At 44.0% G+C, this 17438-nt stretch carries 12 protein-coding genes; 6 read left to right on the forward strand and 6 right to left on the reverse strand.

Features of this window, described 5'->3' with window-relative positions:
* Positions 1 to 19 precede the first annotated feature (19 nt).
* Positions 20 to 457, forward strand: coding sequence for a dihydroneopterin aldolase (gene folB, locus V6252_RS02440; protein ID WP_341609121.1), 438 nt, complete (start codon positions 20 to 22; stop codon positions 455 to 457).
* A 25-nt stretch (positions 458 to 482) separates the two neighbouring features.
* Positions 483 to 980 carry a 2-amino-4-hydroxy-6-hydroxymethyldihydropteridine diphosphokinase gene (locus V6252_RS02445; protein ID WP_341609158.1) on the forward strand — a complete coding sequence of 166 codons (498 nt, stop codon included), beginning with the start codon at positions 483 to 485 and terminating at the stop codon, positions 978 to 980.
* Between the two features lie 206 nt (positions 981 to 1186).
* On the opposite strand, the gene cysE is transcribed toward V6252_RS02445, so the two are convergent.
* From cysE to ggt, 5 genes are all read right to left on the reverse strand, one after another.
* A complete protein-coding gene (gene cysE, locus V6252_RS02450) occupies positions 1187 to 2095 on the reverse strand; it encodes a serine O-acetyltransferase (RefSeq protein WP_341609122.1) in 909 nt (302 codons plus the stop codon).
* A 189-nt stretch (positions 2096 to 2284) separates the two neighbouring features.
* Entirely contained in the window at positions 2285 to 3166 is an 882-nt protein-coding gene (locus V6252_RS02455) for an RNA methyltransferase (RefSeq protein ID WP_341609123.1), read from the reverse strand.
* Positions 3166 to 3546 (reverse strand): Hpt domain-containing protein, encoded by a 381-nt coding sequence (locus V6252_RS02460; protein ID WP_341609124.1) that lies wholly within the window; start codon positions 3544 to 3546, stop codon positions 3166 to 3168. Before V6252_RS02460 ends, V6252_RS02455 begins: the two co-directional genes overlap by 1 nt.
* 72 nt (positions 3547 to 3618) lie before the next feature.
* Positions 3619 to 7338 carry a DNA polymerase III subunit alpha gene (dnaE, locus tag V6252_RS02465; RefSeq protein ID WP_341609125.1) on the reverse strand — a complete coding sequence of 1240 codons (3720 nt, stop codon included), beginning with the start codon at positions 7336 to 7338 and terminating at the stop codon, positions 3619 to 3621.
* Positions 7339 to 7633: 295 nt separating this feature from the next.
* Positions 7634 to 9592: a gamma-glutamyltransferase gene (gene ggt, locus V6252_RS02470; RefSeq protein WP_341609126.1), complete on the reverse strand. Its 1959-nt coding sequence runs from the start codon at positions 9590 to 9592 to the stop codon at positions 7634 to 7636.
* Positions 9593 to 9931: 339 nt separating this feature from the next.
* Between ggt and V6252_RS02475 the strand changes: the two genes are divergently transcribed.
* Positions 9932 to 12052, forward strand: a complete 2121-nt coding sequence (locus V6252_RS02475; RefSeq protein WP_341609127.1) for a hypothetical protein — start codon at positions 9932 to 9934, stop codon at positions 12050 to 12052.
* A 55-nt stretch (positions 12053 to 12107) separates the two neighbouring features.
* Complete coding sequence (locus V6252_RS02480; RefSeq protein ID WP_341609128.1) at positions 12108 to 13706, forward strand: hypothetical protein; 1599 nt, start codon at positions 12108 to 12110, stop codon at positions 13704 to 13706.
* 149 nt (positions 13707 to 13855) lie between these two features.
* Here the strand turns inward: V6252_RS02480 and V6252_RS02485 are convergent, their stop codons facing one another.
* Positions 13856 to 14368, reverse strand: coding sequence for a Spy/CpxP family protein refolding chaperone (locus tag V6252_RS02485; protein WP_341609129.1), 513 nt, complete (start codon positions 14366 to 14368; stop codon positions 13856 to 13858).
* A 377-nt stretch (positions 14369 to 14745) separates the two neighbouring features.
* Here V6252_RS02485 and V6252_RS02490 point away from each other — a divergent pair, with 377 nt between their 5' ends.
* Together V6252_RS02490 and V6252_RS02495 are read left to right on the forward strand one after the other, a co-directional pair.
* Positions 14746 to 15432 carry a response regulator transcription factor gene (locus tag V6252_RS02490; protein ID WP_341609130.1) on the forward strand — a complete coding sequence of 229 codons (687 nt, stop codon included), beginning with the start codon at positions 14746 to 14748 and terminating at the stop codon, positions 15430 to 15432.
* Positions 15433 to 15446: 14 nt separating this feature from the next.
* Positions 15447 to 17093, forward strand: coding sequence for a sensor histidine kinase (locus tag V6252_RS02495; RefSeq protein ID WP_341609131.1), 1647 nt, complete (start codon positions 15447 to 15449; stop codon positions 17091 to 17093).
* The last annotated feature ends 345 nt before the right edge of the window (positions 17094 to 17438 follow it).

Below are 17438 nucleotides of genomic sequence, written 5' to 3' on the forward strand. Positions count from 1 at the left end.
AGCAAACAAGGATGAAAGCATGTTTCATACTCAGTCTGACGTGGTATTTATAAAAGGTCTAAAAGTCGATGCAGTAATCGGTGTGTTTGATTGGGAGCGAGCCATTACTCAGCCATTACTCATTGATATCGCGCTTGAGACTGACATTAGCCGTGCTGCTGTGTCAGATGATGTCAGCGATGCCCTGAGTTATAAAGAAGTCTGCGATGATGTGAGTGAGTGGTGTAAAGAGATACAAGCAAAGCTGCTTGAGCATTTGGCTGGTCAGATCTCTGATAAGATATTTGCAAAATATGACTGTCAAAAAATAACGTTGAGCATTGCTAAGCCTACCGCTATTGCTCAAGCTGATGCGGTAGGGGTGCAAATAACGCGCTATGCGCCAGCATCAACCAACGAGCTAGCTACTAAAGAAGATGCCAAAGAAGTTAACGTCAGCCAATCTGATGATGCATAAAACATCAATGGATTTGAATTTGGCAATGCTAACACAATGCGCACCTGAGACTGTGCAAGCGCAGCCCGTGGTAGAGGTAGTGTTAGCGCTAGGTAGTAACTATCAAGCCGACAAGTATCTACCGCTTGCTAGGCAGCGATTAGCAGCGCTAGGTGAGGTGCGATTGTCTACGGCTTTTCAAAACCCTGATTTTACCGCGACTACCCAATTACCAAAGCCTGACTATACCAATCAGTGTGTCCATCTAGCACTGACCACACCTGTGAGCCTACAACAACTACAGCAAACCTTTAGAACGCTTGAAGGGGACTGTAATAGATGTCGACAGATTAAGCCAAATCAAGTGCGACAAGTGACGATGGATATTGATATTTTGATGATTAAGCTGACTGATAAAAATAATAGCCTAAGCAAAGAATCGACATCTAAATCAATGTCTGATTGGATTGTCATGGCCGATCGTTATCCATTTAAAACGCATGAGGAAGCGGGGGTCAAGGAATTAACCATATCTACTGATTAGATGTTTGAATAGCGTTTTGAGAAAAAATTGATAATAAGTAGATAGATGGTAAATTAATTTATTTTAACTGACACTGACACTGACACTGACACTGACACTGACACTGACACTGACTACATCTAATATTTTTGCAGTACATAAAACTAAGGGGCGTACAGTATAGTGTACGCCCCTTAGTTTTATTTCTTTTACTGAAGTTATAGTAGTTACTTCTGCTCGTTATCTGCGTCATTGATATCAGCACGACCAATCACATCTAAATCTTCTAGACAAAGCTTGTCATATTCTTTTTTGCAAAAATTAGGATCAATATCGCACATCGCTGACTGTAGTTGATCGAGGCGATTCTCTGACTGTTGGATGTGTTCAAGCATTTTAGCAAAAGCTTCTGCAACAGGGTCTTGTGAATAAGGGTCGATACCATAAGCACGGAAGGTATTGGTGCGTTTGGCAGTAGGGGTAGTGTCTTTAGTTTGATCGTTGCTCTCACCAGCATGCGCAACTTTTTCTTGTTGCTTGGCATCTTGTACTTTTGTCGCGATTGGATTACCTTTTTCATCGTGATGATCTGAGATCATACGCGCGGCACTGCCGACCATCGTAGCACCTGCTGGTACTGGCTTGACTACCACTGCGTTCGAGCCGATTTTAGCATTTTTACCAACAGTAAACGGCCCCAAAACTTTTGCACCAGCACCGACCGTTACACCGTCTTCTAGCGTTGGGTGACGCTTGCCATTATTCCAAGATACACCGCCCAAAGTAACACCATGGTATAGCGTCACATCGTTGCCGATCTCAGCAGTCTCACCGATGACGACGCCGACACCATGATCGATAAAAAAGCGTCTACCAATCTTAGCAGCAGGGTGAATCTCGATACCTGTCATGATGCGCGAGCCGTAAGAGATCACGCGAGCGGCTAGTTTCTGTTCATTGTTCCAAAGACAGTGTGCACCGCGATGCAAAACAAGCGCATGTATGCCTGGATAAGTTAGAATCACTTCCAGACTATTACGCGCCGCAGGATCTCGGGTGAATACTGCATCAATATCTTCTTTCAAATCATTCTTGATGGTAACAAGTGATTTGAACAATTTGGATGGCAATGACATAAAGCGTCCTATCTATTCGTCGGTAGAGTGTCGTTGCGAAAACAGCGATGCCTCTAATCTGTGGTCATAAAGCTCGGATAATCAGGAATATATATTTTCGCTAAGCTTCTGCAAGTTATAACAGCTTTATACGGCAAAATATAGTAAAAAGCTGTCAAATAAAAACAAGCTTATAAACTATGGCTTGTTTTAGTCTTTTGATAGTTTTGCAATCAAAGCGCTTAATAGCTGATACTCTTTTTGATCAAGCTGTAGGCGTGACCCAAGCCTAGACAAGCGTGATGGCAATGACTTCAGATGTTCGCTATTTGCTAGGCCACGCTGCACCATAAGGTCAGTGGTGCGCTGAGTGAGCTGTTGCAACTGCTGCTGATTAATAGCAGGCTCATCCCATTGCTGACGCAAATTCACATTGATTGTCGATTGGGCGTCTGTGCTTGTATCCGAATCTAAACTATCAGCTGTCTGAGTGTGCGTTTGAGCATAAGCAAAAATAAAGCTGGCGATCACTTGCACGGCTGATGCAACATTTAGCACAGGGTAAGCAGGATTGGCATCGATTTGAATGTGATAATCGGCATAAGCCAATTCTTCATTGGTCAATCCACGGTCTTCACGTCCAAACAGTATAGCAATATTTGGTTTGTTAGAAGTCGCAGCAGATGAGGTATCAGCATTACTATCGTCTACACTTAGAGCTGCCTGTGCATCGATAAAGTCAAACATAATCTTAGCGGCTTGCGTAGGTGTCACGACAGGGCGCGGCATATGACGGCTACGACTGCTAGCGGCAAACACCAACTGACAGCCAGAGATAGCAGACTCTAAAGTGGGTGCAATCAAAGCTGACGATAATAATTCACTGCCACCCGCTGCATGAGATACACTGGTTTCGTCAATCGGTAATTTGGGATCGACCACCGTTAAGCGAGACAAGCCCATGGTATGCATCGCACGGGCAGCCGAACCAATATTGGCAGGTAAAGTTGTATTAACCATGACCACTTGTAGGCAATCAAGGTAGTCGTTCACTATGCGTGATGATACGGCTAATGAAGCGTCGTTACTCATTATTGTCCCAGTCTCTGATTGATTTCTTGTTCAGCACGGTGTAATGCAATGGCAATCTCTTCGATCAGGACGGCTTGTTCATTGATACGGCGCTCACGGCAGTATTCTTGTAACTGGCTGCTAAGACGGACTAATTGAGTCGTACCTAAGTTGGCGCTGGCACCTTTTAAAGCATGAGCAGTTTCAAAACCATTGGCGTTATCGTCTTTCTGGTGGGCAATTCGCAGCGCTGCAACTCTTTGCTTACTATCAGCAAAATATACTTGTATCAAATCAACAAAGTCTTCTTCGAGCAGGTCACGCATGTCCTCGAACTGTTCATGATTGATAATCTCTTCATCAGTTTGTCCGAGCATATTATTATTTATAGTGTCATCCATGGTGGTTGTCCAATTTATAAAAGTTAAAGCAATAAGATTACTATAATGAATTTTTAAAACGTAATGTACGTCTTAGCTGTAATGGAAATGTAAGTTCTCTTCACTGACCAAAGTCTTTAATGTCTGCAGGTTGTCGTCATTTGGATAAACGCGCCAGTGCTCAGACAGTCCAACATTTGCGATGCCATAGACTTCATAAATGCTTAGTCCAAGTGGCAGACAGTTATCATTGATAGAAGCGTCAGTATTACTCAGGGCATTATTGGCATAACTGGCTGACATACCGTTTTGATTGGCCGCATCATGGTTCATGTCGCTCTCTAATGCCAATAAATCATTACCGTTCTCATCATACAAGCTGCCACCCATTGCAGGGTCGTAGACATTGTTACCGCCATTACCTTGTTCGTCTTGCTCTTGGTTATAAGCCAGACGCGGCTCGGGAATAATGTCAGCTTGGGCTGATTTAAGTAATGGCTGTAGACGTGTGAGCAGATTAATATCACTACCGTGAACTTTGATACTGATTTTTTTGAGCCAACGTAGTCTGGCATCTACCATACTCATGGCACTATCAAGACGTGCAAATAAGCGCCCATCACGCTCACGGATGCTGCCTTTGATGATGACGACTTCATCGATTTTCAACTGTTCTTTGACACGATTAAAACGCTCAGCATAGCAGCTGACCTCGAGTCTCGATGTACCATCATCTAAAGTAATCACATTGCGATTACCAAAGTTGGCAATATCTATGATAAGCCCCGAGAAATAGCAGCTGCCGTTATAACCAGTATCGGTTAACTTATCGAGACGCGCACCAGAGGTATAGCGCTTCAACTCATCCAAATACTCATTGATTGGATGTCCCGTTAAGTACAGTCCCAAGGTGTTCTTTTCCGCTTTTAGACGGTGTTTGTCACCCCAAATGAGTTCTGGCGTCATCACTAACGGCGGCGCTGCGACCACACCATCCATTTCACCAAACAAATCCATCATACCGATTTCGCGGTTTTGACGGTCTTGCTCAGCGGCTTGTACCGCGCTTGGCAGTTGACTCATCAAGGCACCGCGAATCTCGTAAGCTTCATCGGCTGGCAAGTCAGGTCGTAGCGTGGCGGCAAAGTCGTCAAAACAGCCAGCGCTGACCAACGCTTCAAGGGTGCGTTTATTGACTTTTTTGATGTCGACACGGCGGCAGAAGTCGTATAAATCTTTAAAAGGACCTTCGCGGCGGCGTGCATCTACGATGGACTCTACCGCACCTTCACCCACGCCTTTGATTGCGCCAAGACCATAGATGATATTGGTCGGAGTATCGGCGACGAAATGCCATTCACTTCGATTGACCGAAGGATTGACTACGGTTAACCCGAAGTTTTCACGGCAGTCATTGATAAAGAACACGACGTTGTCGGTGTTGTTCATATCTGAAGTTAAGACCGCTGCCATAAATTCAGCAGGGTAGTATTGCTTTAGGTAGGCCGTTTGATAAGCCAATACCCCGTAAGCCGCAGAATGCGAGCGGTTAAAACCGTAACCTGCGAACTTTTCCATCAAGTCAAATACGCCACCTGACGTAACTTCATCAATGCCTTGTGAGGTTGCACCAGTAACAAAAATATCGCGCTGCTTGGCCATCTCTTCAGGTTTCTTTTTACCCATCGCACGGCGTAGCATATCCGCACCGCCCAGACTATAACCTGCCATCACCTGCGAGATTTGCATTACCTGTTCTTGATAGACAATAACGCCATTGGTGTTTTCTAAAATTGGCTCAAGATTAGGATGGTCATAAATGACTTCCTCGCGACCATGCTTACGGTCGATATACATCTCTACCATGCCTGCATCGAGTGGGCCGGGACGATACAGCGCACACATAGCGATGACATCTTCGATGTTGGTCGGTTGCAGTTTGGCCAGATACTTTTTCATGCCCATACTTTCTAGCTGAAAGACAGCCGTGGTTTTGGCATCTTGCAGCAGCTTATAGGCTTTGCTGTCATCTAGCGGCAAATCTTCTAAAACTAAGGCAGGTACGTTTTCTTTTGCACGGCGTAAATTAATATTCTCAACCGCAGCGTTGATGACGGTTAAGTTACGTAAACCCAAAAAGTCAAACTTCACCAAACCAACAGCTTCTACATCGTCTTTATCAAACTGGCTGACACGGTGACCTTCATCATCACAGTAAATGGCACTAAAGTCAGTGATTTTGTGCGGAGCAATCAATACACCACCAGCATGTTTACCGACGTTTCGACAGACGCCTTCAAGCTTAATCGCCATCTCCCAAATCTCAATGGCATCCTCATAATCCATATTGTCAGGATTAGAGATCAAGTCTTTGAGCTGTGGTTCTTGCTCAAGCGCTTGGCTCAGTGTGATGCCAGGCGTTTTTGGAATCAGCTTAGATATTTTATTGGCCAAAAAGTACGATTTGCTTTGTACGCGTGCCACATCTCGCACAACTGCTTTCGCTGCCATGGTACCAAAGGTAATAATCTGTGAGACGGCATCACGGCCATAGGTTTGCGCGACATAATCAATGACGCGGTCACGACCTTCGATACAAAAGTCGATATCGAAATCGGGCATCGATACACGCTCAGGGTTCAAGAAGCGCTCGAATAGTAGATCGTAATGAATCGGGTCTAGGTCGGTAATGTTTAATGCGTATGCGACCAATGAACCTGCACCAGAGCCACGTCCAGGGCCTACTGGCACGCCATTGGCTTTTGCCCAGCGGATAAAGTCCATGACGATTAGGAAGTAACCGGGGAAGCCCATGGATAGAATAATATCTAACTCATATGCAAGGCGCTCATCGTATCTCTGACGGAAGTCGCTCCAATTGTCCGTACGTGCTTCGACAGGAAACAGCTTATCTAAGCGCTGCTCAAGACCGCGTTGTGACTCTGCACGGAAAAACGATTCAATCGTCTCGCCTTCAGGCACAGGAAAATCAGGTAGGACGTTAATACCAAGTGTCAAAGTTACATTGCAGCGTGTAGCGAGGCGCAAGGTATTGTCAATGACTTGCGGAATATCAACGAATAATTGCTCCATCTGAGCTTGGGTTTTTAGATACTGCTCATCCGAATAAGTCTGCGGGCGGTTTGGATCAGCAAGAACATAAGAGCCTGCAATACACACGCGGGCTTCATGGGCATCAAAATCATCTTGCTCTAAGAAACGCACGTCATTATGCGCAATGATAGGGATGTTGTGTTTGGCACCTGAATGGATGGCTGCTCTAATAAAAGCATCTTCGCCTGAGCGATTGGTACGCTTGATCGCAAAGTACAAACGATCGTCAAATTTCGCCTGCCACTCAGTAAGTAGCTCATCAGCCTTTTCTGGCATCGAGCCGACCAATGCTTGACCCACGTCTGACTTTTCGGTGAGCAGTACAATCACACCTGCTGCATGCTCTAAGATATGACTGCGCTTAATAACCGGCGTACCATGATTAATAGGATCAGCGCGACCTTCGGTAAACCCAAGCGATACGATACGGGTAATGTTTTGATACCCTTCGTTATTCATCGCAAGTAAGGTGAGGCGTGTGTCTTCATTATCCATGATGACTTCACTGCCAATAATAGGCTTTATACCAGCACCTAAGCAGGCACGATAAAATTTCACCGTGGCATATAAATTGGACAAATCGGTCAATGCCAACGCACGCTGATTGTCAGCCGCAGCAGCTTTTACCAGCGGTTTGATACGCACGATAGAATCGGTGATGGAATATTCGCTGTGAATGCCAAGGTGTACAAATGCCATAGAAGACTCTTACTGGTACGATCAAAGAAATAAGCTACCGATAAAATAATTGATTATTATCAATCAATTATACTGATATCTAGTGGCCGATAAGACCTCGATAGTCATATTGATACGTTTTAAATGGGGTCGTCAATAATAGCATTATTTGCCGCAGACAGCCACAGGTTCAAAGGGTTTAATCTGCGTAAGTTAAGTCATTACGTCATAAAAACTCGGTTATAGGCAACATCAAAAAGCCCTCAATACAACGAGGTATAGAGGGCTACGTAATTGATAATTAAAGTCAGTTTGTTTAATAACCAACCACTGCCGCATCGACAATACGTGGATCAGACGATCCATAAACACCGTTTGGTGTGAGCATGATCGATTGTGTAGATCCCATTGCAGATTTTGGACTGACCGTATGACCCATTGATTCGAGCTTTTTCACGGTATCAATATTCAGTGCTTTTTCGACTCGAATCTCATCAGGTAACCATTGATCGTGGATACGCGGCGCATGTGTTGCCTCAGCGATATTCATATCATGGTCGATGACGTTGGAGATAATTTGAGTGACAGTCGTGATGATACGGCTACCACCTGGGCTACCAGTAACGATATAAGGTTTGCTGTCTTTGAATACGAGCGTCGGACTCATAGAAGACAGTGGACGCTTATTGGCCTCCACCGCATTGGCGTCGCCACCAAGTAAACCGTAGCCATTTGGTACGCCCGGTTTGGCAGAGAAATCGTCCATTTCATTATTGAGCAGAATGCCTGTACCGTCCGCAACGAGACCAGTACCATAAGAGAAGTTCAATGTATAAGTATTGGCTATGGCATTACCTTCTTTATCAACGATAGAGAAATGCGTGGTCTGATCACTCTCGTACGGCAGAGGGTTGTTAGCTTTGATAGTAGATGCTGGCGTGGCTTTATTGGGGTCAATCAATGTACGCAGTTTATCTGCATAGGCTTGTGACGTTAAGCCGCTGGCAGGTACATCGATAAAGTCGGCATCTCCCAGATACTCAGCTCGATCTGCATACGCCAACTGCATCGCTTCCGCCATTAGATGAATAGTCTGTGCGCTGTTTTGTCCGTAGTCTTTGAGCGGATAGCCTTCTAATATATTCAAAATCTGCACGATGTGAATACCACCAGAGGAGGGCGGCGGCATAGAAACAATCTCATAGCCACGGTAGTCGCCTTTGACAGGTTCGCGAGCAATGGCTTGATAATTGGCCAAATCTTGCAGGCTCATGCTACCGCCTGCTTCGTTGACTGCTTTGACCAGTTTTTGAGCGGTCTCACCCTTATAAAACCCATCGGTACCCTGTACCGCAATCCGCTTTAGCGAACGCGCAAGCTCAGGCTGCTTTAAACGTTCACCTGGCTGATAAGCGCTGCCATCAGGCTTAAAAAACACTTTTTTGGTACTTGGCCATTTCTGTAAGCGATCGCTCAGCGCCGTGAGTGACTCTGACAAGCCAGCGGTGACTTCTATGCCGTCTTCAGCCAGTGCTATCGCTGGTGTCATAACTTGCTCGCGGCTCATCGTACCATGCTCTTCTAGCGCTTTTAGTAGTCCTGCTACTGTCCCTGGCACGCCAACTGCCAAGCCATGATAACGAGATAAGTCGCTGACAGCATTGCCTGCTTCATCGAGGTACATATCGCGCGAGGCGCTACTCGGTGCTTTTTCACGGTAATCAAGCGCCACCGTTTTTCCTTGCTTGGCATCATAAATCATCATAAAACCGCCGCCACCGATATTACCTGCGCGCGGCAAGGTCACTGCTAGGGCAAAACCCACCGCAACGCCAGCATCTACCGCATTACCGCCGTCCTTTAGAATCTGTAAACCGATGTCAGAGGCAAGCGCTTCTTGGGTAGCGACCATGCCGTTTTTTGCCCAAACTGGATGATGAATGGCGTCTTCAGAATAGATGGCTTGGTCACTATTAGTATTGTTAGCATTGTTCGATGTGATGTTAAGTGTATTGGTCTTCGCTCGCGTGATGCGTTTGGTTTCAGATAATACCGTTGGACTATCAGCCACGATGGCCAAGTTTATGGCACTGGTATTGATTGATGTGTTGTTGACCGTCGCATTACTTACTGAGGTCGTTGACTCTACAGCCTGTGCGGATATAGATAGCAGTAGCGTACTGGTAATGAGCACGACGCTAGATTTGAGTAAGGTATTAATTTTCGGTTTACGCTGCTGAGCGGTTCGATGGTGGCGAGATAATAACTGTGACATCGCAAAGTCCTTTTTACGCGAGTGGAGAGAATAGAGCTAAAAAATAGATAAGCCTAAATAGTAACGAAAATATGAAATAGTAGAAAGTTGTTTATTATCTTTTGTGGTGTACGCTTTTATAGCGCTTGTCTGTATCAGCTGTATTTCAAATAAATGAGGCTAATTTTCAAGTAAATGAAGCTACTGATAAGACAGCAGTTATGCAGAGAAAATTATTTATGAATGAAGAAATTCTTTAAAAATATTCGCTAATATTACTAAATTGTAACGTCTTGTGATATAAATAACGGTACCAATGTACACTCATTATCGACTGTCTATTCATACAAAGAGATTACTATGTCATCACACCATATTAATAACCGCAATCGACAGCGCTACTCTGAGACTGCGCCTGCTTGTTTATCGAACACTGATCATAAAAACTATAATGGCAAAAGCAATAACAGTCATCTATATCCAACCAGTAAATTGACGTCTATCGCCTTGATAGTTGGTAGTGCTTCACTTGTACTCGCAGGTTGCCAATCAACTCCAGCCAGCTCATCTTCCAATCTGTCTTCGAATAGCAGCGTCTCTAGTACCATGATGGACTTTAGTGTTGCAGATGCCGCGCAGAGCCAACGTCAGGGTCAAGCCTTTACTGCCAGTCAAAACGTTCAGGCCGCGCGTTATGAGCAGCTGTTTGATCAAGAGAAGTATCCAAATACCGAAAACCAAGCCAAATCACACTTGCTTGCAGCCATTCGTCAGCACTTGGCGACCGAGCATGTCGCAGTCGCCACAGCCAACTATCGCTTAGCACCATTCATTGACCCAAGTAGTATTGATGCAGGATCTAGTAGCTTGCTTAGAACGATTATAGAAACCTATATGTATCAGCCTGAGGGTGCATATAGCGAAAGTGATGATGAGCCATACAATGATGACTATAACGATTATGATGACGCGAAAGATTCGATAGAATCCGACTATCCTAGTGATTATGATAAGTCTAGAGCAGAAGCTGAAGCAGAAAGAAGAGCTATTGCTGCTATATTGGCTGAAGTGGGGGAGAATGAGCCTACGAGCAGTGATACCAACAGCGATAACGAGTATGCCTATGATACAGCAGATTATGATAGCGCTGATTATAGTAGTGACGACTATGATAATTATGATGAATACAGTAGCGGTGGTGAAGGTATGCTCTCAGGGATGTCAGGGTTAAGTCCCAAGTCAATGGCTGCAAAGTATGAAGCCATGCAAATGGCAAAACAGCAAGCTAAGACAGAGACGGTAAATCGTGGCAGCCTACCAATGTCATCTACAGGCATGATTGGCAATATACTTGATATGTTCCATCGTACTCCTGAGCAAATAGCTGCATCCAATGCTTATCAGTATGAGCATTTAACATTCAATAGCGTCAGTCAATACCGTCCCAAGCAGCGCCAACTACAAAGCGTCTATAGCTACGACTACGCCACACCAACGATTAGCTCATCGATACAGATACCGTTAGCATTTGATTTTAATAACAGCAGTGTCGTAGTAGATCCATCGGCCATTATGCCGATCGTTGCACTTGTTAACCCTGAGAATACGCCATTACCATCACAGATGACCTCGCATACAGTGAGCTTTGGTCTGCCTGAAAGCATTACGGCACAATTGCCACCAGCGGTGCTCTACGATGCGGTGCTCAATGCGATACAGAGCAGCATGGCTGAGCTGGCGCCCGAGCATTTTAGCGCAGTAGATATCAGTGGTGACGCGTTTGCCAAAGAAGTCGGTGCGACTCGCGCCGTAAAAGTCTATTTCGGTAGCCAGCAAAGCGGTGAAGTAATTGGCAAGACGCTCAAATATGTGACGAAATCACTGCAAGAATATGTAGATGCCAATCCAGATAAATATCCTGATGGTGCTGCACTAAAGACAGCACTAGCTAAAGTGCAATTATACAATAAAGGCTATCAAAGCGCGGATGTCGGTTCGCTATTGCAGCTGATTGAAGCCATCGGTCCTATCTCGTTTAATCAAATCAACTACTATTACTTAGACAGCTCAGATCGACTGCTGGCCAAGCAGCAACGTGTCAATATCGGTAGTGATTTTATGGGGTCGACCACAACCATGCTAAACCAAGTACGTTACGATAAAGCCAGCTTTAACCGTCATGCCTTGACACCACTGCTCGCTGAGTCTTTTGGTTCAGACGCTACGCCTCCTATCGATGGCAATGCATGGATAGCTAAGCAGCGCGATAAAAAAGACAGATTACAAACGGCTCGCTATGCACGCTACGACTATCAAGATAGCGGTGTCGAAGGTGCTTATAGCAGTAACGAATATGGCAGTGATGAGTATGGTAACGATAATGACAATGACAATGACAATGACAATGACAATGACAATGACAATGGTGCTGTCGATGAGAGCCGAGTTGACGATGCTCAAGATGATATGAATGAAAAATAGAAGTCAAATGACATTATCTCATTGCATTTACGCTCATATCTATTAAGGATAAAAAATGAAAACAGTACATCACACCATTGCACAACGTCTGCCATGTAAGACTAAAAACAATCTGTTAGTCACCAGCGCATTTTTGACAGGGGCACTGTTGTTAACAGGTTGCCAGTCTACCAGTTTGAGCCAGTCCAGCACGGCGGCTGTAAAACAAACGCCTAGCGTTGCCAAAAAGACATTAGAAACAGCACTACAAAAACAGCGTCGTCAGTCATTTAGCTACCATAGCAATCTTGAAATTGGTAATAACCAACAATTTACAGATGCTGATACTAATACTAGTACTAGTACGGAGAAAATGGCGGCATCAAACTATGTAGATGAACACTGCGAAGAGGCCCACGATCAAGCATACGCGGCTCTAATCTTACAAGCCGAACAGCAAAACAAAGATATCCTGGCGGTGGATTACGATACTAAGCGTGACAGCATAAGGCAGTCGTATTTTGAGTGCGTAGATGCCTATCATGCATGGGATGACCATCAATACGATAGCGATGTAAAAGTAGCACCAGATTATCAAGCGCTATTTGATAGTTATGAAGATAAACAAAGACCGTTAGATAGGAAGAAAGCACAGTTATTAGATGAGTATCTACTAAAGCCGCTCTCTATCGACTCTCAAGGTATCTACCAACCGATGGCAGGCAAGGCTACGATGCTCGCTAGTGCGCAATATCAAGCACGTAATCATCACAGCAGTATCAACCAGCCTATTTATATGAATTTTAAAAACGGTGATATTTACCTGTGGGCAGATAATTTTGCGATTTTAAACTCAGAATTGTTAGACGATAAACTCGGTACAAAATGGCAAAACAAGTGGTTAAAAATAGCCATTGATGATGGTACATTGCCTAAAGGGATTGGTGGTGAAGTCATCAAAAGCCACTTTGCGGCGTTAGATGCGACTTATGATGCGGCTCCTGTCAGCCAGTTTAATTATGTTGCCCCTGACTCACTTGCTTCACTGTCTCCAAAGCTGCCTGCGCACCAGTTATCGGCTATGTTACCAAGTGATCAAATCATTCGCCGAGTACAAAGCTTTGAGGATTATCAAGCGTCGCAACAGAAATATATGCAGATTTTTTATGATCGGATCAGTGAAAAATACCCAGAGCTGGTACAAGAACCCGAACCGATGACAGCGTTTGAGTCGATTCAAAATCCAAAGGCATTCACCAGTAAGTCTGTTGTACAAAAAATACTGGCTATGATAAAAAATCAAATGAATGAGGAATCCACGACAGGTGAGGTCGTTGCCAATACAGAAGTACAGGAACTGTACGGGTTTGATAAAAGTGGTCAACTCAAGTGGGAGCACTTACGTCGTCAGTTGGACAATACTAGCGAAGCGAATAACAACAAAGGTATGAGGATAGATGTGTTGCAGCAGTATTCTGCTATCAGCACTAAGGACTTGGCGTTTCCTAACCTACCAAGTAATGTGCAGACGCCGAGCGCTAGCAATAGCATTGATTTACGAAAGTATGCTCCAGAGCTGCTGCAATATTACCAAGATGGTAATGGCACAGCAGTAGGTAAAATGGTCTTTAACATGTTGCCGATGGTCAGAGAGCGTTTTGGTTCGGTTGAGTAACTGATTAGAGTATTAATGAGTAAATAGAAAGCATTATTAGTTTTTGAACAGGATAATTTTACATTAAAAAAAGCGCACCTATTAACGGCGCGCTTTTTCATTTTATACGTATACAGCTAGGTAAAATAACACTTTTCCGGAGTGGCTTATTACATACCTTGATGCTGTTTGTCATGGCCTTTACGTTCTTTTGAGTGCTTGCGACCTTTTTCTTGTCTCTCTGATTTCATTTGTTCCATCTTTGCACGTTGCTCAGCAGTCAACACTTGAGCGATAGCATGTTGTGTTTGTACACGTTCGATAAAGCGTTGCTTTTCTTTTGCCGCTCTTTGATCAGCCAGACGGTTTAAAGCAGCAGTATTCAAAGTGCTGGCATTGGTCAGTGCTTGTATTTGCTGATCCATTTGCGCGCGTTCTGCTTTATGTTCTGCACGGTCAGCAGTGCGATCGCCACGTTTGTTTTGCATGATGGCTTTGATTTGCGCTTGCTGTGTCGCTGTTAGATCCAGTTTTGACATTGGGCCTCTCATCGCGCCATCTTTGTGGTTCTTTTGCATTTGTGCAGTTGGTGTTGTATCAGTAGTCGCGTTAACGCTGGTGCAAGCCGTTACTGTAAATATGCTAGACGCTGCTAATACTGAGCCTAATAATAATTTTTTCATCATAATATCCTTGATTACATTGAGTTTGATTTCATAAGTACTAAATTTTTATCTTGCAAGTACCATCTGTTGAACGTTATCGCTCGTTATGGTCAGCCATCTTAGAAATGCAATACTTGCTGTTGATAGGAGTATATTACGACAGTTAAAGGTTACGAACATTTATGAAGTATTAAGAAAGGTAACGTTTCTGGTGAATTGGCAAGTGCTTGCCTGATAATATGGTTAACTACAGTCTAACGATAATAAAAATGCCACGGCGGCAATTTTGCTAACCATATCAAAATGACACTTGTACGTGGACTTATTGCGTCATGATTATTATAGAGTGATTGGATTGAGTAAATAGAGATAAATAAAAATTAAAGGAGAGAAGCATGCCAAACATCTTGATAGGCGACGACGATGAAGAGTTAACTCAGTTATTGCAAGAGTACTTGGACAATCACGGCATTCGCTGTGACTGCGTACATGATGGTGCAGCAGTCATACAACGACTCAAAGCAGTAGCACACGAAGATACGGTTTATGATTTACTCGTACTCGATATTATGATGCCAAAACTAGATGGGTTAAGTGTCCTGCGCCAATTACCAAATATCATCGATATTCCAGTCATTATGCTGACGGCAAAAGGGGAAGAGATTGATCGTATCATTGGTCTAGAGCTTGGCGCTGATGATTATATTACCAAACCTTGTAACCCTAGAGAGCTGCTAGCGCGTATCAATGCAGTGATTAAACGTACCAATACGACTGTATCAGAGCATACTCCGTTGCCAGAAAGTCGTTTGCATCTCGATCAAAATCAACGTGCCTGCCAGATAGATGGGGTGACGCTGCAAGTCACTGGTACAGAGTTTGATCTGCTCGTGGCCTTGCTCAAACAAAAAGGGGAGGTGGTAAGTAAAGCATGGTTGTCAGAAAATGTCTTGCAGCGTGAGTTGCAGCCATTTGACCGTAGCCTCGATGTACACGTATCTCGCTTACGCAAAAAACTTCAGCCTTTCCACGATGAACCAATAAAAGCGGTGCGTGGTAAAGGTTATCAACTGGTGCTGTAATGACGGACATATCGATGAAAGCTTCTGAGCAGACCCTCAAAAAAGCACCTAAGTTTAAGATGCGCATTACTCTGTTTTGGCGTCTGTTTCTGAGCCTATTATTGACGATTTTAATTACTTCTGTATTGTCTATCATGGTAGAGCGCTGGTTAGCTGAAAAAGAGCTGACCTCTCGTATGGACGTGCAAATCGATAGTCTATTGATAAAGCGTGAAGAGATGGTCGCGTCACTACGGGCTGGTGATATAGAGTCTGTCAGGCAGATGTATCGTCAAGACCGCCAGTTGATGAATCAAATCAGAGTCTATGATGAGCAGGGCGCTATCATATTCCCGCGTTATCGTGACAAAGATGAGCGCACGCAAGGACAACTGCAAAGTGGTCGGCAGCTAATGGATCGGGCGATACAACCGATACAACCGGTGCGACCGGTGTCGCCTAGACCGCCTAGAGTAGAGAATAACGTTTATGGTGTAGAAGGTCGTAATGCTGACAATAGACTGCGTGAACACGACAATGAGATACCAAAAGATGAGCTTTCTTTTTGGCAAAAATTCCTAAAGCCAAGAACGGCAAGTAGCGCAGCAGTGGCTGATATCGATACTCGTCCTGAACTGGCCGATATGTCTGTTGAGTTACCTGATGGTCAGTCAATCATCATACAGTTGCGTCCGCACCTACGTTTTTCAGACGTGGTAGAGATACAGCACGGTAATTTCCCAATACGTTTGCTATTGATCGTTATCTTTAGTGTATTGGTCTGCATATGGCTCAGTCGTACGTTAACCCAGCGAATTGGCCGTGTACAAAATACCGTACACCGTATGATTGATGGTAATTATCAAGCCAACCCAGAACTGTCTAAGATGGGTGATGATGAGTTGGGGCTACTTGCCAAAGACGTTGCCCATCTATCAACGAGGCTCGTCGATAGTGAGCTTGCACGTAAGCAAATGCTTAGTGATATCTCACATGAGCTGCGTTCGCCGCTTGCTCGTCTGGATGTCGCGACTGAGCTGACTCGAGACTTTGCGCCCAATGCCAATCGTTATCTGGACCGTATCGATAAAGAATCTACACGAATGAATGAGCTAATTGAGCAAATCATTCATATTCAATCCCTGCAAATGCAGCAATATACCGTTGATAACTTAGAGAGTGAGGCAGTCGATATATCTGACATTATTAGTAATATCGGAGAGGATGTCTGCTTTGAGTTTCAACATAAAGACGTACATTGGCAATGGCAACCGCCTGAAGCCTCAGCGTTGGATGATTTGGAAGGATTTTGGACAGTACAAGGCAATGCTGAACAGCTGTATAGCGCACTTGAAAATGTCATTCGCAATGCTTTTATGCACACGGCAGCGGGTTCGACAGTGATTGCTGAAATAAAGGCAATACAAATGGACAATAAGGCACCAGCTGTTCAAATTAATATAACAGACGAAGGTGGCGGTGTCGCAGAAAAAGACTTAGAACGTATTTTCCATCCCTTTGTGCGGCTCGATACTGCTCGGCATCGTGATACTGGCGGCTATGGTCTTGGATTGGCCATTGTTCATGCTGTGGTTATGGCGCATAAAGGATATATCAATGCTCATAACCGGCAAGATGGTATTCAAGGGTTGGTGGTTCAAATAGTGCTACCTAGCAGATAAAAAGATAAATAATGTAGAAATAACTTATGTAACCAATATGTGCTTATCATGTATTTTTAATGTGTATAAGCGCATATTTAGTAATAGATAAAAGCTGACTCTTTTTAAAACCGACGTAATTTATTATAAATAGACAAAAATTAAAAGTAATTATATTCGGTTATATGAATATAACTGACGAACGGTATCAAAACACGGATGAACGGCATTGTCTCTCTGTATATATTCGGTAATACTAATATATACAGAGAGTGATAAAGATTATACAAAACAGAACGTCTTATTCCTTAAAGACTACTACAACTATTATTTGAACAAGGTCTCGTTATTATAAGCTTATAACCC

The sequence above is a fragment of the Psychrobacter proteolyticus genome, assembly GCF_038155145.1.
Taxonomy (GTDB): Bacteria; Pseudomonadota; Gammaproteobacteria; order Pseudomonadales; family Moraxellaceae; genus Psychrobacter; species Psychrobacter proteolyticus_B.